This window comes from Flavitalea plasmicola, from assembly GCF_030546645.1.
Classification (GTDB): Bacteria; Bacteroidota; Bacteroidia; order Chitinophagales; family Chitinophagaceae; genus Puia.
On the sequence record NZ_JAUOTO010000002.1, the window covers coordinates 136765 to 158919 of the forward strand.

Here is a 22155-nt window from a genome sequence, read left to right on the forward strand (position 1 = left end):
GATCTATTGATTTAAAGATTTTAATTCGATGTCCTTCAATAGCTGGCCGACCGTCCTGTCAAATATTTCCCTCCCTAATACGCGTGACAGCAACAATGATGACAGCAAGGCTGACATTACCAGGAGCGCCCTGTCGGCGGCCGCGCCTTCGAACCGCATGCAACCTTCCTTTCGACCTTTTTCCAGGCATTCCGTCATCCACTCGAGTATGGTCCGGCACATGGTCTCCACCTTCTTTTGCAGGGGCTCAGGTAGGGTGAGATAATCGGGGGTCAGGGAGCCGTTCAGGCAGATCCATCCTTTCCGGCCGGATGCATAAAAGAACTCTACCACATTTCTCAGCTGCTGGTCGGCCGGCAAGGTAAAGCATTCTGCCCGGCTATGGGCAATCTTTTCCAATTCCCTGTCTACCACGCTGATGCCAAGGTCTGTCTTGGAGGGAAAATGGTAGTGGATGGCTGCATTGCGAATGTGCAGGACAGCGGAGATATCCCCATAGCTGAAGGCGTTGTAGCCCCTGGTGCGGATGAGGTCTTCCGCCAGGCCGATGATATTTTCGCGGGTGCTCATTTGCGGGTGCAAGATACTTACTAATTAGTAAGGAAGCAAGGGGTTTTGTAAAGAAGATAAGTTTTAGTGGTTGCTCCGCTTACGGACGCTGAAGCGTCCTGGACGGGGCCTATGATGGAGACCTTCGCTTTTGCTCGGTTACGGCCGGCCATTCGGCGTTTAAACATTCTTTTTCTGCACATATTTTGAGTATATCTAATACTGTACTAACTTGCGCTGCGTTTCTGTAAACAGACTCTACGACCATGACAGATCTATCGCATTTTGATGCAAACGGAGCCAGCAATCCCAAGAACAACATTTTTGGGCTCCCCACTTCTGAAGAGGATGCCCGATTAGTGATCTTACCCGTTCCCTGGGAGGTGACCGTCAGCTATGGCGCGGGCACGGCCAGGGCGGCGGAGCATGTTTTCCAGGCCAGCATGCAGGTGGACCTTTTGGATATTGAGACAGGGGATGCCTGGAAGAAAGGGTTCTTCATGCGGCAGCCGGACAGGAAAGTATTGATGAAGAGCGATTATTTGCGTAAGGAAGCCGAGCTTTATATCGACTACACTTCAAAAGGGGAGATCCTGGAGAAGAACAGCTTTATGTGCAAATCCCTGAAAGAGATCAACGAGGGCAGCGCCAATATGGTCAAGTGGGTGTATGAGCAGACCCGCACCTTGCTGGAGAATGGCAAGCTGGTGGCTTTACTGGGAGGCGATCACAGCACGCCCCTGGGATATTTCAAGGCGATTGCAGAAAAATACGGCGATTTCGGTATCCTGCAGGTGGATGCGCACTGCGACCTTCGCAAGTCGTATGAGAATTTCGTGTACAGCCACGCCAGCATCATGTATAACGCATTGCAGGAGATCCCGCAACTGAAGCGGCTGGTGCAGGTGGGCGTAAGGGACTTTTGCCAGGAGGAGTGGGATTATATCCGCAACAGCGATTACCAGGTCATCACCTATTTCGACAAGGACATCAAGGAGCGTACGTTCGAGGGGCAAAGCTGGAAACAGATCGCCGACGAGATCGTATCGCATCTTCCCGATAAAGTATATATCAGCTTCGACATCGACGGACTGGACCCTAAATTATGTCCGCACACCGGCACGCCAGTGCAGGGAGGATTTGAAACGGAGCAGATCTTCTATCTTATCAAAAAGATCGTCCAGAGCGGTCGCAAATTCATCGGCTTCGACCTGGATGAGATCGGCGTCGGCGAAACGGATTGGGATGCCAATGTGGGCGCACGCATTTTATGGAAACTTTGTAACTTGCTGGTAGCAAGCAATCCCTAACATGCATTACCAGTATGTGGTCATTTTAAAACGAGAAAGCGAGCGTACCACCGACGTGCTGAGCTTTTTGCTTTGTCTTTTATCCTCCATTTTATTCCTGTATTCCGCGGCTGTCCCCGTATTGAATTCCGGCAATGCCGGCGGGCAGAGCTATTTCCTGGGAGGGATCGCCGTGGTCCTGCTGGCCGGCGTGATCTTCAACCTGGCGAACAGAAAGGCGGGGCGTGCGCGCATCCGTTATCGTTACCTGCTGCTGCTGGCGACGCTGGGGTGGCTGGCCATGCCCGTGCTGCCCTGGCTGGCGGGATTGTTCGTGGTGCTGGCTTTTTTGGAATATCAGACCAAACGGCCCCTGGAGATCGGGTTTGATAGCGACCGGGTAGTGATCAATTCATTGATACGCCGGCAGTATGACTGGTCGGATTTCACTAATATCGTTCTACGGGACGGCTTGCTTACCATGGACTTTTCAAACAACCGGCTCCTGCAAAAAGAGGTGGTGGATGAGGAGGGGGACGATGACGACGTGGAGGAAAAAGAATTTAACGACTACTGTCAGGCCCGACTGCAGGATGCGGCGCGGCTATAAGTTCTCCGGATTTCCTTATGGAAAGTCCCGCTTGCCGCATCCTATGATAAATACTGCCGCATGGATTCGATATCACTCCCTGTCGTCCATCCAACGCATGAGAAATTAAGACATTCCGGGAGGTGGCTGCATGCCGCCGCCGGCCTACTTATCCTGACCCACGCCCTTAGTCATTTCCACCGCCAGGAGTCTCCTCCGCTCTATTTCTGGTGCCAACTGCTGATCTCCCTGGACATTTTCATACTCGTGATGGCCGGCCAGGACCTGCTGCTCCAGCCGAGGGTGAATCTTTTTTTCCGGCTGGTGGAGATCATTTTCTTCCTGGGCATCGGCCTGATCATGCTGCTGGCAGGCAACTGGCTGACAGCCATCGTCCATCTTTCGTTGAGCGTTGCCTATAGCTACCTGTTCTACTGTGAAAGGGGCCTGCGCAGACAGGCGCTGCTGTCCCTGCACCATATCGGCATCACCGTCCCCGGAATGCCGGAAAGCCGCTTCTTCCTGTGGACGCATATCAATGATATAGAAGCCTGTTACGACTCGATCCGCATCAGCACTGCCGACCGCCAGGAACTGGACTTTCCCCTGCAGAAAAATCTAACATTCGCTGAACTGGAACAAATTCACGAATTTTGCAGGCATTACTTAGGAAAATGCTGAAAAAATCGCCTTACATTCTTTATTCCGACGGGAAGGGGAACATATTTGAAGACACGAGCTTATACGCCACGGGCCGCAGTGGATGGGATGCCCTGCCCGTCCCGGAGGAGGATTGGATAGAATTGCCGGAGGGCGGCTCGCTTTATGAGCTGCCCGGCAGGAAAGGCATCGGCATCGATGTGGAGACGGGAGCGATGCGTCTTTGCGAAAAGGGATGGGCGGTGGCCGCCTTTATTCCTCCGGCGCATACGGGACTCTATCTGGCAGCTTATGAGACGGAAAAGGACGCTCCTACCCTGCCCTTGTTCTGCTATACGGCGGCTGCCTGGCAGGATGGCGTATTTTACGTCCCCGCTGTCCGGATCGAGCAGGACATCCGGCAGGACTGTGCGGGTTATGACTGGGATGTGATCAACAGCGGCGTGGAGCATATCCTCAAAGCCTATCCACAGAACAGGCTTATCAACCACCTGGCCAATAACTGTGCGCTGACCTATCATTGCCCGGCTGCCCGGAACTATTTCATGGGACGGTGGGAATGCCCCGTGCCCAGCTCACCTGCCTGCAATGCCAACTGTATCGGCTGTATCTCCTTCCAGCCCCAGGAAGAATCCATCGTATCCACGCAGGACAGGCTGACCTTTAAGCCTACGGCGGAGGAGATCGTGGAATTCACGGTCCCTCACCTCCAGACGGCCCCCTATCCCATTGTCAGCTTTGGGCAGGGTTGCGAAGGCGAACCGCTGCTGATGTGGGAGACCATCCGGGCTTCCATCCTTGAAATGCGGAAGCATACTGACCGGGGCAGCATCAATATCAATACGAATGGCAGCAAGCCGGCCGCAGTGCGCGCCTTGTGTGAGGCGGGGCTGGACTCCATCCGCGTAAGCACGAATTCCGCCCGGGCTTCCATTTATGAGGCCTACTATCGTCCCAATAACTATCGTTTTGAAGACATCGTGGAAAGCCTGAAGGTGGTCCGCAGCTTTGGCGGCTGGGCTTCCATCAACTATTTCGCTTTCCCGGGCATGACGGACAGTGTGGAGGAGTACGAGGCGCTCCGCAAGCTCATCCGTGAAACGGACCTCACCATGATCCAATGGCGGAATTTCAACATCGATCCCGACTGGTATATGGGCCGTATCGGCGTCTCGGAGACCGGTGAGTTCCTGGGGATCAAACAGCTGATGGAACTGATCAGGGAAGAATTCCCCCAGGTGAAATTCGGATATTTCAATCCTCCCATGGAGCGGATCAAGGGTCGATTTGAGGCTGATTTCGCCCATTAAACAGCGCGGAGATATATTACACCACCGGGATCAGCCAGAATCCCTATATTGTCCCGGTATGCAAAAGATCATCATCATCGGCGCCACTTCCGGTATCGGAAGGGAACTCGCGCGGATCTATGCGGGCGAAGGAAACCTGGTAGGTGTCTCGGGCCGCCGGCAGGACCTGTTGTATTCCCTGCAGCTGGAGTTTCCCAATCATATCGTGACGGAATGTTTTGACGTTACGACCCCGCAGAGCATCACGCATGTGCAATCCCTGATCCGGAAGCTGGGCGGACTGGACCTACTGATCTACAATGCCGGCTATGGCGATGTCAGCGATGCGCTGGATTGGGAGATCGACAGGCAGACCGTCGAGATCAATGTCAACGGCTTTATCAGCATCGTCCATTATACCTTTCAATATTTCGTGGCCCATGGGGGGGGACAGCTGGCTACCACTTCTTCCATTGCCAGTATCCGGGGTAATAGCCAGGCGCCGGCGTATAGTGCCAGCAAGGCCTTCCAGAGCGTTTATTTCGAGGGGCTCTATATGAAGGCGAAAAAAGCGGGCTGGCCCATTTATGTTTCCGACATACAGCCAGGGTTCGTGGATACGAAAATGGCCAAGGGGGAAGGGAAGTTCTGGGTGGCCTCGCCGGAGAAAGCCGCCCACCAGATCGCGGAGGCGCTGCGCAAGAAAAAGTGGAGGGCCTACATTACGCGTCGCTAGTGGTTGGTGGCCAAGCTGGCTAAATGGATGCCGGATTTTGTATATCATAGGATTGGATGAGTTTTTTGGCATTTTGATTGTAATAGTGGTACCATAAAAGCGCACTATATGAATAAAAAGCAACTTATCGCCTTAGCAACTGTCACGACCCTTGTAGCCGGCGCAGCCACCATCTATCTCCTGACCAAAAGAAAGCGTGCAAAAAGGCTGGCCGTCATATCGAATGCCGGATACGAAATGGCTTATGATGTGCATTATCCCATCAGATATAAGAAAAGATCATAGGTGAGCCGGCGAGGGGAGCACCATCAATGACAATTCCCCCGGCATTAGTTATTTTTTCTGATATAACCCCATCAGGTCTGCCCGTGCCAGTATATGCCCTTGCATGGCATCCAGCATATCTTTTTTGGAGGAGCCCGGGGGAAGGTTTAGTTCGTCATCGAGCGCATAGACATGAAAAAAATACCGATGCTTGCCCTTGGGGGGGCAAGGACCTCCATAGCCATTATTTCCAAAACTGTTGCGACCGTAAACGCCGGGAACATCATTCTCTTGAATGGCTTCATCCGGCCGTATATTCCACACCAGCCAATGATCGAATACGCCATGGCCCGTGTCAGGATCTTCCATGATGATCGCCAGGGACCCGGTTTGCCGGGGGAACCCTTTTATTTCAAAAGAAGGATTCACATTTTCCCCATCGCAGGTGTATTTCGATGGAATGTCCTCTCCATTCCTGAATGCGGGACTCAGGATCCGCAAGTCTGTGTCGGTGATGGTAGCCATAAGAATGCATTTTATCCCATAGCCTAAAAAAATATGCCCGGTGGCCTATGACCCTGCCGGAATAGCCGCCGGGGAAACTTCAGGACAATGGGGAGCTTTTGTCCCATCCCGCCCAGGAAGGTCAGAATATTAACATTTTATGTAAGATTGCTGCGGCAATTAGCCTGTAATTTGATACGTTATTAAGTTATTAGGGAATAGTGTATTTTCGTATGCAGAACCACAGCAATATGGCCGATAATTTCGAATCACAGAAGAATATCAAAGCTTCGGGATATACCCTGGGGATCTGCATCCTACTGGTGATCCTTTTTTTTGCCATCAGCTGGACCCTGCCGGTGCAAGTTCCTCCTACCGTTGAGGAAGGGATCGAGGTTAACCTGGGCAACAGCGATCAGGGACTGGGAACGGATCAGCCCTATCTTCCGGGCAAGCCGTCCGCGGACGACCATGAAAAATATACGCCACCCAAACAGGCGGTGGTAGAAAAGGAACCAGCCAAGGATGTGGAGACGAATGATAACGATAAAGAAGAGGCCCCTGTGGTCAAAAAGGCGGTGGTGACCAAACCCAATGCAACAAAGATCCCCGATAAGGAAGTGGTAAAGACGCCGGCCAGGCCTGTTAAGCAGCCGGAGACTATGCCTACGCCACCGAAGCCAAAGCCTAAAGCGCAGATGCATGGCATCAATGGCACGGGTACGGGTGGCAACGACGCCGACGATTATAAGCCGGGCAGTAACCAGGGTATTGCGGGCGGTCACGGCGACCAGGGCGCTCCGGGCGGCAATCCCAATTCCAATAATTACACGGGCGGGGGAAGGGGCAATTCAGGCGTTGCGATTTCGAGGGGGCTTAATGGACGCCATATCACCGGATTGCCATCCTTTACCGATGACTTTAATGAAAATGCAAAAGTGGCTGTCGATATTCATGTAGACGGGAACGGTAATGTAACGGACGCTTCCTATCAGCCCCGTGGCTCCACGACCTCAGATGCTTCCATGAAGGCCATCGCCATCCGTAAAGCCAGGCAGGTGAAATTTAATGGCGGCGCGGATGAATCCGTGGGTACGCTTGTCTTCAACTTTAAGGTGCATAATTAAGCTCCCCGTATCTTTGCGTCCTATTATGGACTACCAGCAAACATTAGCCTATCTTTTTACCCGGCTACCGCTGTTCAGCCGGGTCGGCGCGGCGGCCTACCGGAGCGATCTTACCAATACCATCGCACTGAGCGAGTTCCTTGGCAGGCCGGAGCGGCGCTTCCCTTCCATACATGTGGCAGGCACCAACGGGAAAGGGTCCACCAGTCATATGCTGGCCGCGATCTTCCAATCGGCGGGCTATAAGACGGGCCTCTATACTTCACCTCATCTGAAAGATTTCAGGGAAAGGATAAAAGTGAACGGACAGATGATCCGAGAAGCGTTTGTCGTAGACTTTGTACAGCGTATCCGTCCGCTGTCCGAGACCATGGATCCTTCTTTCTTTGAAATGACGGTGGCCATGGCCTTTGAATATTTTGCCGTGGAGCAAGTGGATATCGCCATCGTGGAAGTAGGGCTGGGCGGCAGGCTGGACAGCACCAATATCATTATTCCGGAACTGTCCGTCATCACGAATATCGGGTATGATCATATGAACATGCTGGGAGAGACCTTGCCGCTGATAGCCTTTGAGAAGGCTGGCATTATCAAGCAGGGCATTCCTGTTGTCGTGGGCGAGCATCACCCCGAGACGGCTCCCGTGTTCGAAAAAAAGGCTGCCGAAGCACAGGCGGCGCTTACGTTTGCGGATCAGCAACGATCCGTCTATGACTGGAATTATCAACGGCATCACCTGGTGGCGGAGGTTGCCGCCAGCCCCCTTGCGGATGACAAGGAATTTTACCAGCTGGACCTGCCCGGCATCTACCAGACAAAGAACCTGCTGACAGTGCTGGAAGCCGTGCACGTATTACGCCTGCGGGGCTGGAAACTGGAGCAGGCGGCCGTCCTTCAGGGATTGCAGCATGTGAAGAAGCTAACGGGACTCCATGGACGCTGGGAGCTGATACACGAACATCCTGACGTCGTACTGGATGTTGCGCACAATGAGGATGGCATGCGGCAGCTGGTGCAGCAGATAGAGGTCACCGATCATGAAGCGCTGTACATCGTCCTGGGCATGGTGGGCGACAAGGACATCCAGCGGGCGCTGGCCCTGCTTCCCCGTGCCGCACGTTATTATTTCACCCGCGCGGATATCCCAAGGGCCCTGCCGGAAGAGAAGCTGGCGGAACAGGCCCGGCGATATGGACTGGAAGGCAATACTTACCCTACTGTCGCCGAGGCCCTGAAAGCAGCCCGGTCCCAAGCAAAGGCCCGGGACCTGGTCGTCGTCTGTGGCAGTGTCTTTGTCGTGGGAGAGGTGTGAGCTCCCTTTTTGAAGCCGGCTATTCTGTCCTCAAATTTTTTACGGGATTGGCCCTTGCCGCCCTGAAGGCCTGCACGCCAATGGTCAGCGCAGCTATACCCAGCGCCGCCACGGCCGTGGCGCCAAATACCCACCATCCTATATCGATGCGATAGGCGAACTGCTGCAGCCATTTGTTCATGAAATACCAGGCCAGGAGCGATGCTATTACGGAAGCCAGCAACACCAGCCGGAGAAAGCCACCCGTCAGCAGCTGTACGATCTCCAGGATGGAAGCGCCCAGCACTTTCCGGATACCGATCTCCTTTATCCTGTTGACGGCCGTCAGCGCGGCCAGTCCAAACAGGCCCAGGCAAGCCAGGAAGATAGAAATACCCCCTGCCCAGCCGATGATGTCCCGCCAACGCGCCTCCGCCTTGTACCAGCGGTCCAGGTCTTCGTCCAGGAAGCTATAGCGGAACGGCAGATCGGGTACGGCGGACTTCCAGGCGGCCGCCATGGCGGCGATGGCAGCCGTAGGGTCACCGGCCTGTATGCGAACGAAGATCCTTTCCGGCCGGAGGTCGGCCGGCATAAAGAAGAGCTGCGCACGTACATGGCGATCCAGTTTCTCGAAGTTGAAATCCTTCACTACCCCGATGATCGTCTTATATTGATTGCCTTTGAAGGTCCTGAACTGCTTGCCTACGGCTTCGGCGGGCGTGAGCCCTAATTCATTTCCTGCAAGGGTTTCGTTCACGATGACGGCCCCGGCAGTGTCCATTCCCCTGCTGGCGCTGAAATTACGCCCGGCGAGCATGCGTATGCCCAAGACCTTTATGAACGCCGTATCCACGGGATATTCGATGGCGCCCCCACTCTTCCCATTGAAGTCATATCCTCCCCCCATCTGTCCCTGCCCCTCGCCCAGCCCTATCTGCGAAGCGCCGATGCCCAGGATCTCTTTATTTTTTTGGAGGGCCTGGGTAAAAAGCGGGTAGATCTTTTTTCCATCGGCATCGGCCGAGTTGACGACAATGGTATTCTCTTTTATGAGCCCGAGGTCCTTGCCGCGCATATAATTCACCTGCCGCAGGATGATGAAGGTGGCGATGATCAGCCCTATGGACAACACGAACTGAAAGGTCACCAGGCTTCGAGTGAAAAAATTCTCACCGCCCAGCCTGATCTTATTTTTTAAGACCTCCACCGCGTTGAACCCTGACAACACCAGCGCCGGATAGCTTCCAGCCATCAGTCCTACCAGTAATATCAGCCCGGCCAGCATCCATCCCAGCTGCGGCCATCGCCCGAAGGAGAGCGACAGCTCCTTCCCCGAGAGATGGTTGAAAAATGGCAACAGCGCATAGGCCAGCAACAGCCCCAGTAAGGCCGACACGATCGTGAGCAATACCGACTCGGTGAGAAACTGGAGGATCAGCTGACCCTTTCCGCCACCGATGACCTTCCTTACGCCCACTTCCCGGGCCCTTCCTGCCGACCTTGCGATCGCCAGGGTAGTGAAATTGATGGAGGCGATCAGTACGATGCCACCGGCAATGGCCAGCAGTATCCAGATATTCTTCGGGTCAGTGGTCGTGCCCGGGGGACCGGCATCGATGCGGGAATTGGTATGTAATTCTTTTATGGATTGCAGGCCGAAGCTGGTTTTTGCATCCTTTTCGTCCGGATAGTATTTATGACGGAATTTCAATAGTCTTTGCGGGTCGGCGGGCAATTTGCTGCCTTCTCTCAATAACACATAGGTCTCGTCGCCGAAGGTGGCATGCCAGTCATTGGCGGCATTCTTTCTCTCGCCTGTCATCAGGAGCTCATAGCTGCCCAGGGCATCGAAATGCAGGGAAGAGTTGGCGGGAATGTTCTCCATGATGCCTGTGACGGTATAAGGTATGTATGTGCTGTCCTTTTTTATCTCCAGTGTTCGTCCTGTAATATCGAGGCTGCCGAAAAGCTGGAGGGCACGATCCTTCGTCAGGACGAGGGAATGCGGTTCTTTCAGGACGGTGGCGGGATTGCCTTTTACCAGCGGGAATGAGAAAAGGTCGAAGAGTTGCGGGTCGGCGTATCCCACCGGTATGCGGGTGAGCTGTCCGTCGACACGGATCACCTGATCGTCCGGCATACTGATGCGTACGAAGTTCTCCACGTCGGGGAATTCTTTTTTTATAGCGGGTCCCAGGGGGACGTAGAGGCCTGCCATGCCTTGCTCGATGTCGTCGCGCATGAACACCTCGTTGACCCTGTACAGCCTGTCGGCATGGGCGTGCCAGCTGTCATAACTGAGTTCGCTGACCGCGTACAGTATGAAGAGTGTGCAGCAGGCAAGCCCCAGGGAGAGACCGACGATATTGATCGACGTGAGGAGCTTTTGTTTGGAGAGGTGGCGGATGGCCAGCCGGATGTAATGTTTGAGCATGCATGGTAGGTTTTGTTTTTTTAAGAGCTAAATGAATGCCGGATTTGTATGGGTTTGACGGTCAGGCATTAATGTACGAACACTATCGTAGAAGTGTGCGGTTGTGATACATTTTGTGTACGGTTAAACTAAATAAAGAAAATTGAGAAAGTGAATCTGAAAGAATAGATCAATACTTCAACTCCCCCAGTCTCGCCAGTCCGTAAAAGATGGCTGTGACGTGCATGCTCTGGATGATCTTATTCTCACGCAGCAGCTGTTTGAGCTCATCGATGGTGAAAAGATAGATCTCGATCTCTTCATTTTGATCCAGGTGCTGCGCCTGCACCTTTCGTCCTCCGGTGGCCAGGTAGATATGCATCCAGTTGTTGTTGGTGGAGGGATTGGAAGAGGTCTTTCCCAGGTATTCGTATTTTTCGAAGCTATAGCCTGTCTCTTCCAAAAGCTCGCGCCGGATGGCGGCTTCCAGGTCCGGGTCGGTGTCGTCTACGCAGCCGCCGGGGATCTCGTAATTGGTTTCGGCCAGGGCATGGCGGTATTGTCTTTCCATAACGACCTTCCCATCTTCCGTCAGGGCCAGGGCGGTGACCCAGGTAGGGAATTCGTATACGTAATAAGGAGTGACGATCTGTCCGTCCTGCCGCTGGGCAGTTTCTTTTCGGATGGTGAACCAGGTGTCTTTGTACAGGTATTCGGAGGAAAGTGTTTTCCAGCTAAGGTCTTGCATAATTTTTACCACTCGTTTCGTTCGCGTAAGGAGGTGATATGGGCCACGTGATGTTTGCCATGCCAGGCATAGTTGCCTAAAAGGTACCAGAGGGTCATCTCCTTATTGTGCTCAGGATGCATTACTTTCCGTTGCCAATCCTGGAGGGTGAGATCGCTGATTGCGGAATGCCAACGGGTATGCAGGGCATATAGCAAGGTGATGGAAATATTCACGGGTATGTTCTCCACGTCGGCCATATCGGCCCAAAGTTTTTCTTCGTATGGCTTGATGGTGGGATTGTCTTCAGTGAGGCCCAGCTTGTGCCGGATATAGCCATTCATATGGCTGTCGGCCACGTGGTGCACTACCTGCTGTATGGTCCATCCACCTTCTCGGTAGGGGGTCTGCAGCTGCGACTCATCCAGGTTGAGGATCGCATTCTCCAGCAATTGCGGCAGGAATTTGATATCATTCAGCCAATCTTCCTTCAATTTTTCCGAGAATGGCTGCGGCTCATACTTGCCGATGGGGTAACGAAGGTCGGTGGTTAACTGGCTCATGGTGGATGGTTTAATTGTGGTTTGCTAATTTTGTTCCCGGAGCGCATGTCCCGTGAGGTTGATGAAAACATCTTCCAGGTTGGCTTTTTTGACTTCTTTCGGTCGCTCGAACCCGGTGGCGACCAGCTTGTCGATCAATTTGTCCGGGGAGTCCAGGGCGATGATCTTTCCTGCATCCACGATGGCTACCCTGTCGCACAGGACCTCTGCTTCTTCCATGTAGTGGGTGGTGATGATGATGGTGGCGCCTTTGTCCCTGATGTTCCTGATCAACTCCCACAGATTGCGTCTGGCCTGTGGGTCGAGGCCTGTGGTGGGTTCGTCCAGGAAGATGATCCTGGGTTGGTTGATCAGCGTGGTAGCGATGGAGAACCGTTGTTTCTGGCCGCCGCTGAGGTCTTTGTACTTTGCTTTGGCTTTGTCACGGAGATTGACGGCGTCCAGCAGGTCAGCCGGACGGACCCTGCGATTGTAGAGGCCGCCGAACAGCTCCAGCAGCTCCGACAGGTTGAGCCCCGGATAATAGCCGGAGGTCTGCAGCTGTACGCCGATGATCTTTTTTATTTCTCCCGGATCCTTGTCCAGGTGGAATCCGTCGACGATGACGGTGCCGGAGGTCTTATCCCGGAGGGTTTCGATGATCTCCAGCGTAGTGGATTTTCCGGCGCCATTAGGTCCCAGCAGGCCAAAGACCTCTCCTTCCCGCACGTCGAAGCTGATGCCTTTTACGGCTTCGAAATCACCATATTTTTTCCAGAGGTCTTTGACGGAAATGATCGTTCCCTTCATGATGTGAAAATACGAAAAATATGTATGCGCTGCCTGAGATCATCAACGCACGAATATCTGCGTAAAATAGATCACCCCGTCGCGCCGCGTCGCCAGCCCGATGCCGGTGAGCTTGAAGTCACCTTCGATATTCTTGCGATGCCCGGGGCTATGCAGCCATCCATTTACCACTTCGCGGGCGCTCATAGGGCCTGAGGCGACGTTCTCCGCGCCGATGCGGACAGGTCCCAGGCGATTGCCGATGCGTTCGATACGCTGCCGCAATCCGTCATGTCCGAAGCGGGTCTTCCCCGAGAGCATGTTGCGGCTATGTTCAAGCGCAACGGAGGAGATGAAGGAGTTGGCCTGAAGGGATTTGAGTCCGATGGAGCGGCGGTGGTCGTTGACGTAGCGCAGGATGTCGGAAGACATGGAGGCGGCAGATGTCTGGATATGCGATGGATGGTGTGATGACAGGGCGGTGTTGGCAGGTGGGGAGTAGGCAGGCGCGGTGTTGGCAAACGCAGGGTTGGCAAGGGAAAGCAGGGGCAGCATCAGGGTCATGCCGCAAAAACGGCAAAGCAGGACGGATAGCTTCATTTTTTTAGGAATTATGGTGCCTTAGAGTAGTCAAATATAGCGCCAATGTTGGTTAAATGGAAGGTAATAAATGACAACCAAATCGGTGGCACGGCTGTTGTTGAGGCATAATAAACTTGAATTTTATGGCAAAGGTTTGGTTTATAACGGGCAGTTCCAGGGGACTGGGGCGGAGTCTTACGGAAGCGGTGCTGGCAGCAGGGGATAAAGTGGCGGCGACGGCCCGGAAGCCGCAGCAGCTGGACGATCTGGCGGCGAAGTACAAGGATCAGCTGTTGGCGGTGGAGCTGGATGTGACGGACCGCGCAGCGGTGTATAAGTCAGTGGCGGACACCGTGAAACATTTTGGCCGGATCGACGTGCTGGTGAACAATGCCGGCTTTGGCGTTATCGGGGCGGCGGAAGCCTATACGGATGAGCAGTTCCGCAGTCAGCTGGACACCAATTTATATGCACCCATCGAAGTGACGCGGGCCGTGCTGCCCTATATGCGCCGGCAGCGTTCGGGGTTCATCATGCAGATCAGCTCTGTCGGCGGCCGGGTCGGTAATGCGGGACTGACGATGTACCAGGCGGCCAAGTTTGGCCTTGGCGGATTCAGCGAAGCGCTGGCGAAAGAGGTGGCGCCATTGGGCATACGGGTGACCTGCGTTGAGCCAGGAGGATTCAGGACCGATTGGGCCGGGGCGTCCATGAGCTATGCGCCGGCAGTGGAAGGCTATGAGGAGACGGTGGGGAAGAGAATCGCTCTTTTCCAGGGCGGCACCTATATTCCGGTGGGAGATCCGGACAAGGCGGCAAAGGTGATGGTAGCGTTGGCGGACGAAGCGCAGCCCCCTGTGCACCTGGTGCTGGGGAGCGAGGCCATCGCCATTTTGGAAAAGGCCAATGCCATACGGGATGAGGAGCTGGCAAAGTGGACGCCGGTGAGCTTGTCCACGGATGCGGACGATGCCGATGCGGAAAAATTCCTGTCGACGGGCTTTGGGAAAAGCTATAGATAAATGCCGGGCGGGGGTGGGCGTCGGGCGCGGGCTATTGGTTGAGATAGGTATCCAGCTCGTCCATCATGTTCTTACTGCCGATGAAGAGAGAGGACCGCTGATGCAGCTCGGTGGGCTGTATATCCAGTATCCGCTGCTTCCCGTTGGTGGCGCGCCCGCCGGCCACTTCCACGATGAAGGCGAAGGGATTGCATTCGTACAACAGCCGCAGCTTGCCTTTGGGCTTGTCGATGGTAGTGGGGTACATGAAGATGCCGCCCTTGATCAGGTTGCGATGCACATCGGCCACCATGCTGCCGATGTAACGCTGTGTATAAGGTCCGCCATTGTCCCTGTTCTTTTTCTGACAGGCGTCGATGTAAGCTTTCACCCTATCCTCGTATTGGAAGAAATTACCGTGGTTGACGGAGTAGACCTTACCGGATTCAGGACATTTGATATCCGGATGGCTGAGGGTGAACTCCCCGATGGAAGGGTCCAGCGTAAATCCATTGACGCCCCGGCGGGTGGCATAGACCATCATGGTGGAGGAGCCGTAGACGATGTAGCCGGCGGCCACCTGCTTGCGGCCGGGCTGGAGGAAGTCTTCTTTCGTGCAGGGCTTGCCTCTTTCACTGACCCGGCGGTAAACGGAGAAGATCGTGCCGATGGAAACATTGACGTCGATGTTACCGCTGCCGTCGAGCGGGTCGAAAAGGCAGACGTATTTGGAATTATTACTGATCTCATCGTCGAATACGACAAATTCATCCATCTCCTCGCTGCCAATGCCTGCGCAGCTGATGCCATGCCTCAATACACCCATGAATTGATTGTTGGCGAAGATGTCCAGCTTTTTTACGTCCTCTCCCTGGACATTGATCGTGCCGGCGTCACCCAGGATGTCCACCAACCCCGCCTTATTGACCTCTACATTGACCCTTTTGGCGGCGAGCCCCATGTCACGGAGGAGGTTGCTCAGTTCGCCCGTGGCGTTGGGGAACATACGTAGCTGCTGGATGGTGAATTCGTCGAGCGTGAGTACTTTCCTGTTCACATTCATAGCGCGTTTTTTTTAGCTACAAGCTGCAAGCTGCAAGCTTTGAGCGGCGAGCTGTGAGCTTTGAGCTGCGAGCTGTGAGCTTTGGGCTTTGAGTTGCAAGCCGGGCGAAGATATATAAAAAAAATCAGAGCTAAGCTTTGAGCGTTGAACTGCGAGCCGGGCTATTATGTATTACAGACACATAAAAAAAGCCTGGCTTGCGGCTTGCGGCTTGCAGCTTGCCGCTATCTTTGCACCCATGATGAATTACGAAGTAATCATGAACACCACTAAAAAGACAAATAATTCCGTGAATAAAGTTTTCAAATTCGGTGGCGCCAGCGCAGCCAGCATCGAAAGGATCCAAAAGTTGCCCGGTATCCTGCGTTCCTACAGCGAGGACAATATACTGGTGGTCATATCTGCGATGGGAAAGACCACCAATGCGCTGGAAAAAGTAGTGGAAGCCTTTTATGGCGGACATCGTGAAGAAGCGTTACAACTCTTTCAGCAGGTGAAGGACAGTCATCTTACGACGGCCAAATACCTGCTGGTGAGCAACTACCTGGCCGCCGAGGCGCAGCTGAAGGATTTTTTTACGGAGGTGGAGTGGCTGCTGCATGACAAGCCGGTGCGGGATTACGACTATTATTATGACCAGGTGGTCTGTGTGGGCGAACTGCTGTCCACCTCCATCATCAGCGCCTACCTGGCGGAATCTGGCATCGACAACCAATGGGTCGATGTACGGGATATCTTTCGCACCGACGATAATTTCCGGGATGCGGCCATCGACTGGGCTTTTACGCAATCAAGGGTGCAGACGGAAGTGCTGCCCCTGTTCAATGAGACCCGGCTGGTGATCACGCAGGGATTCATCGGGTCGACGTCGGAGAACGAGAGCACTACCCTGGGAAGGGAAGGCAGCGACTATACGGCGGCCGTCTTTGCCAATATGCTGGATGCCGAAAGCCAGACCATCTGGAAGGATGTGGAGGGGGTAATGAACGCGGACCCCAAGGAATTCCCCGATGCGCAGCTCATCGGCGAGCTGGGATATGACGAGGTGATCGAGATGGCTTATTACGGCGCCCAGGTGATCCACCCAAAGACCATCAAGCCTTTGCAGAATAAAGGCATCCCGCTGTATGTAAAATGTTTTCTCAACCCCGCGCTGCCGGGCACCGTCATCAATAGCCATACGGCGAAAGGCCTCCCCCCCATCATTGTCCTCAAACAGGGGCAGGTGCTGGTACACCTGCATTCGAAGGATTTTTCATTCGTGGGAGAGAAAGGGACGGCGGCGCTTTACCAATTGTTCGAGGAGCTGCGTATCAAGCCCAACCTGATGCAAAGCGGCGCGGTCAGCCTGCAGGTCTGCCTGGACGACCGTGCCGACAAGATCGAGAAGCTGGCGTTGACGGCGGCAGATCTCTTCGATGTACAACTGGAGAAAGGGCTGACGCTGCTGACGATCCGGCATTACAATGCGGAGGTGCTGGAGAGACTGACAGCGGGAAAAACGGCGGTGTTGCGGCAACAGACGCCGGAAACGGTGCAGGTGCTGATGCGCTGATGCAGCTTAATCGCGGGAGACCGGCGGCGGGGCTAATCCGCCCCGATCATGATGGTTTGTTTGAGGCGGATCGCCACATTCTTCCCCGAGCGGCTGGCCGGGGACCATTGCGGCATGGCGAGGAAGGCATCCTCTATCTTTTCATTTATATTTTCGTTGCCACCACGGATCACTTTTGCGTAGACGGGCTTGCCTTCGGAATCGATGACATATTCCACCATGACGAATGTCTTTGTCTGGCCTTCATCGAGGTCTTTGAGACCATCCTTGCTCAGCCTGTTGAGAAAATCCTGGAAAGCGCCGTTGCCTCCGGGATACAAGGGCAGCTTGTCCACCACCTTGGCCAGATCGTCCTCTTTAACGGGGCTGATCCTTTGCGGACGGGGGGCGCGCGTTGACTGCGCCTTTTTCTGGGATTCCACGGGCCTCGCGTTCGCGATCTTTACTTCCGCCTCGGGCGCTACTTCTTCCGTCACATATTCGCCCTTGCCGTTGACCATGACAAACGGCACTTCCCGGTATTTTTCAAAATAGTAGAAAGCGCTGCGCATGCTTTTGGCGAAGGGGGTATATTCCGCAAAGGTCTGCAGGTATTTATTGAGATAGTCGACGCTGCGGGCATTGTTGAAATTCACGGGGAAGATATGCACAGGAATAAAGTCCTCTCCCATGTCCTTCGCATGAGCCGCCAGGATGTAGAGCTCCTCTATCTGGGCGTCAGTGATCGGGATGCAGCCCGTGGTGACACAGCTGCCGTGGATGTAGATGTCCCCGCCCGGCTGACTGGAATCGCTGAGGATCCTGTCGGAAGCGTTGGGGTAATTGAGGCCCAGGGACAAGTGATATTCGCTACGCGGCTTGAACTCGTTGATATAGTAAAAACCTTCCGGCACCTGGTAGTCGCCTGCCATCCGCTTGGGACCGAGGGTTCCCGCCAGCGCGCATACTTTGTAAGATTTGAACAGCTTGTATTTTTCATCCCGGGTATTCTTTACCCAAACTTCCAGCTGGCTGTCATATTTGAATGACCGGATGTATACGTACCTGGCCGGCCAGGAAAGGTTCTTTTCCCTGAATTGCTTCATCAACGTGTCTTCCTTGCGATTGAGCAGCTCGCTGATCTTGGGGATGGAACGTTGATAATCGATGAAATGGATGGTAGATACCGAGGTCTGGGCGGATACGCGGTCCTGGACAGAAAAAAGAAATATTCCCATCAACGACGCGATGCAATGGCTGACTATTCTGGTCTTTTTCAACATGATAGAAATAGGGTACCATAAATAAACAAAAAACCTGCCATATATACTAATATGCACAGGTCTTTATAACTAAAAATTGGCTTTTATATAGAGGTTTCCCTAAAGGTTGCCCCTGGCGGACTGCTCGCGCTCTATCGCCTCGAAAAGGGCCTTAAAATTACCTTTCCCAAAGCTTTGAGCCCCTTTTCGTTGAATGATCTCGAAAAAGAGTGTGGGGCGGTCCTCCACAGGCTTGGTAAAAATCTGTAATAAGTAGCCTTCGTCGTCCCTGTCCACGAGGATGCCCAATTCTTTCAGGGGCTGGACGTCTTCGTCGATGGTCCCTACCCGGCTAAGCAGGTCGTCATAATAAGAGGATGGCACCTGGAGGAATTCCACTCCCCTATCCCTCAGTTGGGTGACGGTGTCCACGATGTTCGGGGTGGCAAGGGCCACATGCTGCACGCCTTCCCCTCTGTAGAAATCCAGGTATTCTTCTATCTGTGATTTTTTCTTGCCTTCGGCCGGCTCGTTGATGGGGAATTTCACATAGCCATTGCCGTTGCTCATTACTTTACTCATCAGGGCCGAATATTCCGTGGAAATATCGTTGTCGTCGAAAGACAGGATGTTGCGGAAGCCCATCACCTCCTCGTAAAATTTTACCCAGCGGTCCATCTGGTGCCAGCCCACATTGCCTACGCAATGATCTACATATTGCAGGCCTGTGGAAGGGGGATTATAAGCTGTCTTCCACTCTGAAAAGCCGGGCATGAAAGGCCCACTGTAATTATTCCTTTCCACGAAAAGATGAATGGTATCCCCATAGGTATGGATACCGCTGAGGACGACTTCCCCCCATTTATCGGTCAGAATAGTAGGTTCCATGGCGCTTTTGCCCCCCCGGGCCGTGGTCTCGTTCCATGCGCTGGCGGCATTGTCCACGCGAAGGGCCAATATATTGACGCCGTCGCCATGGACCTGCACATGCTGTGCGATGGGATGATTGGGATGAAGGGCCGTGGTGAAGACGAAGGTCAGCTTGTTTTGCCGGACGACGTAGCTCACTTTGTCCTTACTGCCTGTTTCGGGGCCGGAATAGGCCAGGGATTGGAAACCGAAGGCTGACTTATAAAAATGGGCCGCCTGTTTGGCGTTGCCCACATAAAATTCCACATAATCCGTGCCCTGCAGCGGCAGGAAATCGGCGCCGGAGTCCGGCTTGCGCGTGGTGGCTGCTGGTGAAGTTGACATACACTTAATTTTTTGAAAGGCAATTAATAAAGCTGCAAGCGACAAGCCTCAAGCTGCGAGCTTAGATTTTTTAGGGGTTGGGGGGATTTTGAGCTGCAAGCGACAAGCTGCAAGCTTCAAGTGAGGCTTAAATAAGTCAGGCTTGTAGCTAATAGCTTGAAGCTTGGGGCTGCTTCAGGCGTCCATGGCCAGCGCTTCCATCAGGAGGAAGTAATGCAAACGCTTGTCGTCGAAAATTTTATGGATATAGTCGGGCCGCATATGATTTAAGTTGCTAAGATAGTTTTTATTTTGGTAAAAGCTATATCTTCGGCTCAAATAACCAGCATGTTACGAGTAGGAATTTTAGGAGGCGGTCAGCTAGGAAGGATGCTATTGCAGGCAGCGGCGAATTATCCGGTGGAAACCTATGTCTTGGAAAATGACGAAGCATGTCCTGCGGCACTGCTGTGCCGTCATTTTGTAAAAGGTGATATCCGGAATTTCGATGACGTATATAATTTCGGAAAAGGGCTGGATGCATTGACCATTGAAATAGAATCCGTCAATGAAGATGCCCTGGAGAAGCTGGAAGCGGAAGGCGTGAAAGTCTATCCCAGGACGGCGGCATTGCGTACGATCAAGAATAAGATCACCCAAAAACAATTCTATTCCGGCAACGGCATTCCCACTGCCGAATACCTGGTGACGGAGAACCTGAATGACCTGCGGAGCAAAGACCATTTCCTTCCGGCCGTGCATAAGATCGGCCAGGGGGGCTATGACGGTCGTGGCGTGCAGCTGATGCACAAAAAAGAAGACCTTGAAAAAGGGTTTGATGCCCCGGGCGTATTGGAAAAGATGGTGAATGTGGACAAGGAGATCGCCATGCTGGTGGCCATCGGCGGAAAAGGCGAGACGGTGGTCTACCCTCCCGTGGATATGGTATTCGACAACCGGCTGAACCTGCTGGATTACCAGATCAGCCCGGCTGACCTGCAGCAACAGACATTATGGAAGATAGAGGCCATCGCCATGCGGGTGGTGAAAGAATTGAAAAGCCCCGGCATTTTCGCCGTAGAGCTCTTCGTCAACAGGGGCGGGGATGTCTTTGTCAACGAGACGGCGCCCCGGGTGCATAACAGCGGGCATCATACCATTGAAGGCAACTACAGCTCCCAGTTCGATATGTTGTGGCGCATCATCCTGGGCTATCCCCTGGGCAATACGGATGCCATCCTGCCTGCGGCTATTGTCAATTTATTAGGCGAAGAAGGGCATAGCGGCGAAGCGCACTATGAAGGACTGGACGAAGTGCTGCAAATGGATAATGCGTTCGTGCATATCTACGGCAAGCGGGAGACCAGGCCTGGCAGGAAGATGGGGCATGTCACCATTCTCAGTAAGGAAAAGCACGACCTGGTGTACAAGGCGCATAAGATCAAGAACACATTGAAAGTCGTTTCTAAATAGTCAGCATGTATAAGATAATGGTTGGTATCATCATGGGCAGTGACAGTGATCTTCCCGTCATGCAGGCGGCGGCCGACGTGCTGAAGGAATTCGACATCCCTTTCGAGCTCACGGTGGTGTCCGCGCACCGCACTCCCCAGCGGATGGTGGATTATGCCAGTAAGGCCGAGGGGCGGGGATTGAAGGTCATCATTGCGGGTGCGGGCGGCGCCGCTCATTTGCCGGGCATGGTGGCGTCCATTACTTCCCTGCCTGTGATCGGCGTACCTATCAAGTCATCCAACTCTATCGACGGATGGGATTCCGTGCTGTCCATCTTACAGATGCCGGGTGGTATTCCGGTGGCGACGGTAGCGCTGAACGGCGCAAAGAATGCAGGGATCCTGGCGGCTTCTATCCTGGGCGCCTTCGATCCGCTGATAGGCGTTAAGGTGGCGGCTTTTAAAAGCAAGATGGAGAAGGACGTTCTCAGGAAAGTCGATCTGCTGAAAAGGGCTGGTTGGGCGAATGGGTTCGACTAAAGCATCGCCACGCTGCTGATCCCTTCAAAGTAATAATGCGAAGCGATAAACCGCTTTACGTGCCCCCTGCTCTCGGCAGGGAGATATTTTTCCAGGGTCCAGAAATCACGGCTGCCGGATCTGTGGATGGCGCGATAAACAGGAGCGGGTCCTCCGTTGTAAGCGGCCAGGACGAGGTACCAGTCGCCGAACTCACTGTACAGGTCTTTTAAATATTTTGCCGCGGCAACTGTGCTTTTATAATAATGCGTGCGTTCATCGTGCAGGGAATCTATCTTTAATCCCAGCTGCATAGCGGTGGCAGGCATGAACTGCCAGGGGCCTTTTGCACCGACGCGGGAGACTGCCGTAGTTTTCAGATCGGATTCTATCACTGCCAGGTATTTCATTTCCTTTGGCAGGCCATAGCGGCTGAATACCGAATCGATCAGCCTGAAGGGGCGGGCGCTCCTTTGTTTTACGGCGGCAAGGGCCTCCCAATTCTCCTGGATATAATGATTGACGAACTGACGAACGTGGATGTTCAGGACGATGCCTGTCTTTTCCGCGTCGTTGTCCTTATTAGCAATGACGGGCTTATTATCGATGGTGCTGCCGGAAAGAACGGCGATCGATAAAAAGAGCATACACCTGTAGAATTTTGCGCGTGTCAACATGTTAATAGTTTTCAGGTACGATGTAATCCGCCGGGTAATTCCAATCGGGGTGCCAGAT

General features: G+C 53.6%; 23 protein-coding genes. 12 read left to right on the top strand and 11 right to left on the bottom strand.

Features of this window, described 5'->3' with window-relative positions; translation table 11 throughout:
* Nucleotides 1-3 precede the first annotated feature (3 nt).
* The gene (locus tag Q4E93_RS06005) at nucleotides 4-570 is read right to left on the bottom strand and encodes a TetR/AcrR family transcriptional regulator (protein ID WP_303583413.1); all 567 of its coding nucleotides are present in this window, start codon (nucleotides 568-570) and stop codon (nucleotides 4-6) included.
* A 245-nt stretch (nucleotides 571-815) separates the two neighbouring features.
* On the opposite strand from Q4E93_RS06005, the gene Q4E93_RS06010 reads away from it, so the two are divergent.
* The 6 genes from Q4E93_RS06010 (at nucleotide 816) to Q4E93_RS06035 (ending at nucleotide 5397) form a co-directional block, all read left to right on the top strand.
* Nucleotides 816-1859 (top strand): agmatinase family protein, encoded by a 1044-nt coding sequence (locus Q4E93_RS06010; RefSeq protein WP_303583415.1) that lies wholly within the window; start codon nucleotides 816-818, stop codon nucleotides 1857-1859.
* 1 nt (nucleotide 1860) lies between these two features.
* Nucleotides 1861-2448, top strand: coding sequence for a hypothetical protein (locus Q4E93_RS06015; protein ID WP_303583417.1), 588 nt, complete (start codon nucleotides 1861-1863; stop codon nucleotides 2446-2448).
* A gap of 60 nt (nucleotides 2449-2508) precedes the next feature.
* Entirely contained in the window at nucleotides 2509-3108 is a 600-nt protein-coding gene (locus Q4E93_RS06020; protein ID WP_303583419.1) for a hypothetical protein, read from the top strand.
* On the top strand, nucleotides 3081-4397 hold the full coding sequence (locus tag Q4E93_RS06025; protein WP_303583421.1) for a radical SAM family protein: 1317 nt from the start codon (nucleotides 3081-3083) through the stop codon (nucleotides 4395-4397). Before Q4E93_RS06020 ends, Q4E93_RS06025 begins: the two co-directional genes overlap by 28 nt.
* 58 nt (nucleotides 4398-4455) lie before the next feature.
* A complete protein-coding gene (locus tag Q4E93_RS06030) occupies nucleotides 4456-5112 on the top strand; it encodes an SDR family NAD(P)-dependent oxidoreductase (protein ID WP_303583424.1) in 657 nt (218 codons plus the stop codon).
* 108 nt (nucleotides 5113-5220) lie between these two features.
* On the top strand, nucleotides 5221-5397 hold the full coding sequence (locus Q4E93_RS06035; protein ID WP_303583426.1) for a hypothetical protein: 177 nt from the start codon (nucleotides 5221-5223) through the stop codon (nucleotides 5395-5397).
* A gap of 48 nt (nucleotides 5398-5445) precedes the next feature.
* Here Q4E93_RS06035 and Q4E93_RS06040 read toward each other — a convergent pair whose 3' ends face one another.
* A complete protein-coding gene (locus Q4E93_RS06040; protein WP_303583428.1) occupies nucleotides 5446-5901 on the bottom strand; it encodes a YbhB/YbcL family Raf kinase inhibitor-like protein in 456 nt (151 codons plus the stop codon).
* 212 nt (nucleotides 5902-6113) lie between these two features.
* Here Q4E93_RS06040 and Q4E93_RS06045 point away from each other — a divergent pair, with 212 nt between their 5' ends.
* Both Q4E93_RS06045 and Q4E93_RS06050 read left to right on the top strand, forming a co-directional pair.
* Entirely contained in the window at nucleotides 6114-7007 is an 894-nt protein-coding gene (locus Q4E93_RS06045; protein ID WP_303583429.1) for a hypothetical protein, read from the top strand.
* Between the two features lie 25 nt (nucleotides 7008-7032).
* Nucleotides 7033-8319 (top strand): bifunctional folylpolyglutamate synthase/dihydrofolate synthase, encoded by a 1287-nt coding sequence (locus Q4E93_RS06050; protein WP_303583431.1) that lies wholly within the window; start codon nucleotides 7033-7035, stop codon nucleotides 8317-8319.
* 19 nt (nucleotides 8320-8338) lie between these two features.
* Here the strand turns inward: Q4E93_RS06050 and Q4E93_RS06055 are convergent, their stop codons facing one another.
* From Q4E93_RS06055 to Q4E93_RS06075, 5 genes are all read right to left on the bottom strand, one after another.
* On the bottom strand, nucleotides 8339-10735 hold the full coding sequence (locus Q4E93_RS06055; protein ID WP_303583432.1) for an ABC transporter permease: 2397 nt from the start codon (nucleotides 10733-10735) through the stop codon (nucleotides 8339-8341).
* 169 nt (nucleotides 10736-10904) lie between these two features.
* Nucleotides 10905-11462, bottom strand: a complete 558-nt coding sequence (locus Q4E93_RS06060; protein WP_303583434.1) for an NUDIX hydrolase — start codon at nucleotides 11460-11462, stop codon at nucleotides 10905-10907.
* A gap of 5 nt (nucleotides 11463-11467) precedes the next feature.
* Nucleotides 11468-12004, bottom strand: coding sequence for a YfiT family bacillithiol transferase (locus tag Q4E93_RS06065; protein ID WP_303583437.1), 537 nt, complete (start codon nucleotides 12002-12004; stop codon nucleotides 11468-11470).
* Nucleotides 12005-12028: 24 nt separating this feature from the next.
* Entirely contained in the window at nucleotides 12029-12793 is a 765-nt protein-coding gene (locus Q4E93_RS06070) for an ABC transporter ATP-binding protein (RefSeq protein WP_303583440.1), read from the bottom strand.
* A 42-nt stretch (nucleotides 12794-12835) separates the two neighbouring features.
* Entirely contained in the window at nucleotides 12836-13372 is a 537-nt protein-coding gene (locus tag Q4E93_RS06075; RefSeq protein WP_303583441.1) for a CAP domain-containing protein, read from the bottom strand.
* A gap of 125 nt (nucleotides 13373-13497) precedes the next feature.
* Between Q4E93_RS06075 and Q4E93_RS06080 the strand changes: the two genes are divergently transcribed.
* On the top strand, nucleotides 13498-14376 hold the full coding sequence (locus tag Q4E93_RS06080) for an oxidoreductase (RefSeq protein WP_303583443.1): 879 nt from the start codon (nucleotides 13498-13500) through the stop codon (nucleotides 14374-14376).
* Between the two features lie 31 nt (nucleotides 14377-14407).
* On the opposite strand, the gene fbp is transcribed toward Q4E93_RS06080, so the two are convergent.
* A complete protein-coding gene (fbp, locus tag Q4E93_RS06085; RefSeq protein WP_303583445.1) occupies nucleotides 14408-15418 on the bottom strand; it encodes a class 1 fructose-bisphosphatase in 1011 nt (336 codons plus the stop codon).
* A gap of 259 nt (nucleotides 15419-15677) precedes the next feature.
* On the opposite strand from fbp, the gene Q4E93_RS06090 reads away from it, so the two are divergent.
* Nucleotides 15678-16973, top strand: coding sequence for an aspartate kinase (locus Q4E93_RS06090; RefSeq protein WP_303583447.1), 1296 nt, complete (start codon nucleotides 15678-15680; stop codon nucleotides 16971-16973).
* Nucleotides 16974-17005: 32 nt separating this feature from the next.
* Here Q4E93_RS06090 and Q4E93_RS06095 read toward each other — a convergent pair whose 3' ends face one another.
* On the bottom strand, nucleotides 17006-18235 hold the full coding sequence (locus tag Q4E93_RS06095; RefSeq protein WP_303583449.1) for a L,D-transpeptidase family protein: 1230 nt from the start codon (nucleotides 18233-18235) through the stop codon (nucleotides 17006-17008).
* A 99-nt stretch (nucleotides 18236-18334) separates the two neighbouring features.
* A complete protein-coding gene (gene hppD / locus Q4E93_RS06100) occupies nucleotides 18335-19468 on the bottom strand; it encodes a 4-hydroxyphenylpyruvate dioxygenase (RefSeq protein ID WP_303583451.1) in 1134 nt (377 codons plus the stop codon).
* Between the two features lie 327 nt (nucleotides 19469-19795).
* Here hppD and Q4E93_RS06105 point away from each other — a divergent pair, with 327 nt between their 5' ends.
* Both Q4E93_RS06105 and purE read left to right on the top strand, forming a co-directional pair.
* The gene (locus Q4E93_RS06105) at nucleotides 19796-20920 is read left to right on the top strand and encodes a 5-(carboxyamino)imidazole ribonucleotide synthase (RefSeq protein ID WP_303583452.1); all 1125 of its coding nucleotides are present in this window, start codon (nucleotides 19796-19798) and stop codon (nucleotides 20918-20920) included.
* Between the two features lie 5 nt (nucleotides 20921-20925).
* Nucleotides 20926-21441, top strand: coding sequence for a 5-(carboxyamino)imidazole ribonucleotide mutase (gene purE, locus Q4E93_RS06110; RefSeq protein ID WP_303583454.1), 516 nt, complete (start codon nucleotides 20926-20928; stop codon nucleotides 21439-21441).
* On the opposite strand, the gene Q4E93_RS06115 is transcribed toward purE, so the two are convergent.
* Complete coding sequence (locus Q4E93_RS06115) at nucleotides 21438-22097, bottom strand: lytic transglycosylase domain-containing protein (RefSeq protein ID WP_303583456.1); 660 nt, start codon at nucleotides 22095-22097, stop codon at nucleotides 21438-21440. The two genes, purE and Q4E93_RS06115, sit on opposite strands and share 4 nt — an antisense overlap.
* Nucleotides 22098-22155 lie beyond the last annotated feature (58 nt).

What these genes read in the sequence shown, in the direction of transcription:
- Q4E93_RS06005 (WP_303583413.1), bottom strand. Translation starts at nt 570, where the DNA reads ATGAGCACCCGCGAAAATATCATCGGCCTGGCGGAAGACCTCATCCGC.
- Q4E93_RS06010 (WP_303583415.1), top strand. Translation starts at nt 816, where the DNA reads ATGACAGATCTATCGCATTTTGATGCAAACGGAGCCAGCAATCCCAAG.
- Q4E93_RS06015 (WP_303583417.1), top strand. Translation starts at nt 1,861, where the DNA reads ATGCATTACCAGTATGTGGTCATTTTAAAACGAGAAAGCGAGCGTACC.
- Q4E93_RS06020 (WP_303583419.1), top strand. Translation starts at nt 2,509, where the DNA reads ATGGATTCGATATCACTCCCTGTCGTCCATCCAACGCATGAGAAATTA.
- Q4E93_RS06030 (WP_303583424.1), top strand. Translation starts at nt 4,456, where the DNA reads ATGCAAAAGATCATCATCATCGGCGCCACTTCCGGTATCGGAAGGGAA.
- Q4E93_RS06035 (WP_303583426.1), top strand. Translation starts at nt 5,221, where the DNA reads ATGAATAAAAAGCAACTTATCGCCTTAGCAACTGTCACGACCCTTGTA.
- Q4E93_RS06040 (WP_303583428.1), bottom strand. Translation starts at nt 5,901, where the DNA reads ATGGCTACCATCACCGACACAGACTTGCGGATCCTGAGTCCCGCATTC.
- Q4E93_RS06045 (WP_303583429.1), top strand. Translation starts at nt 6,114, where the DNA reads ATGCAGAACCACAGCAATATGGCCGATAATTTCGAATCACAGAAGAAT.
- Q4E93_RS06050 (WP_303583431.1), top strand. Translation starts at nt 7,033, where the DNA reads ATGGACTACCAGCAAACATTAGCCTATCTTTTTACCCGGCTACCGCTG.
- Q4E93_RS06055 (WP_303583432.1), bottom strand. Translation starts at nt 10,735, where the DNA reads ATGCTCAAACATTACATCCGGCTGGCCATCCGCCACCTCTCCAAACAA.
- Q4E93_RS06060 (WP_303583434.1), bottom strand. Translation starts at nt 11,462, where the DNA reads ATGCAAGACCTTAGCTGGAAAACACTTTCCTCCGAATACCTGTACAAA.
- Q4E93_RS06065 (WP_303583437.1), bottom strand. Translation starts at nt 12,004, where the DNA reads ATGAGCCAGTTAACCACCGACCTTCGTTACCCCATCGGCAAGTATGAG.
- Q4E93_RS06070 (WP_303583440.1), bottom strand. Translation starts at nt 12,793, where the DNA reads ATGAAGGGAACGATCATTTCCGTCAAAGACCTCTGGAAAAAATATGGT.
- Q4E93_RS06075 (WP_303583441.1), bottom strand. Translation starts at nt 13,372, where the DNA reads ATGAAGCTATCCGTCCTGCTTTGCCGTTTTTGCGGCATGACCCTGATG.
- Q4E93_RS06080 (WP_303583443.1), top strand. Translation starts at nt 13,498, where the DNA reads ATGGCAAAGGTTTGGTTTATAACGGGCAGTTCCAGGGGACTGGGGCGG.
- fbp (WP_303583445.1), bottom strand. Translation starts at nt 15,418, where the DNA reads ATGAATGTGAACAGGAAAGTACTCACGCTCGACGAATTCACCATCCAG.
- Q4E93_RS06090 (WP_303583447.1), top strand. Translation starts at nt 15,678, where the DNA reads ATGAACACCACTAAAAAGACAAATAATTCCGTGAATAAAGTTTTCAAA.
- Q4E93_RS06095 (WP_303583449.1), bottom strand. Translation starts at nt 18,235, where the DNA reads ATGTTGAAAAAGACCAGAATAGTCAGCCATTGCATCGCGTCGTTGATG.
- hppD (WP_303583451.1), bottom strand. Translation starts at nt 19,468, where the DNA reads ATGTCAACTTCACCAGCAGCCACCACGCGCAAGCCGGACTCCGGCGCC.
- Q4E93_RS06105 (WP_303583452.1), top strand. Translation starts at nt 19,796, where the DNA reads ATGTTACGAGTAGGAATTTTAGGAGGCGGTCAGCTAGGAAGGATGCTA.
- purE (WP_303583454.1), top strand. Translation starts at nt 20,926, where the DNA reads ATGTATAAGATAATGGTTGGTATCATCATGGGCAGTGACAGTGATCTT.
- Q4E93_RS06115 (WP_303583456.1), bottom strand. Translation starts at nt 22,097, where the DNA reads ATGTTGACACGCGCAAAATTCTACAGGTGTATGCTCTTTTTATCGATC.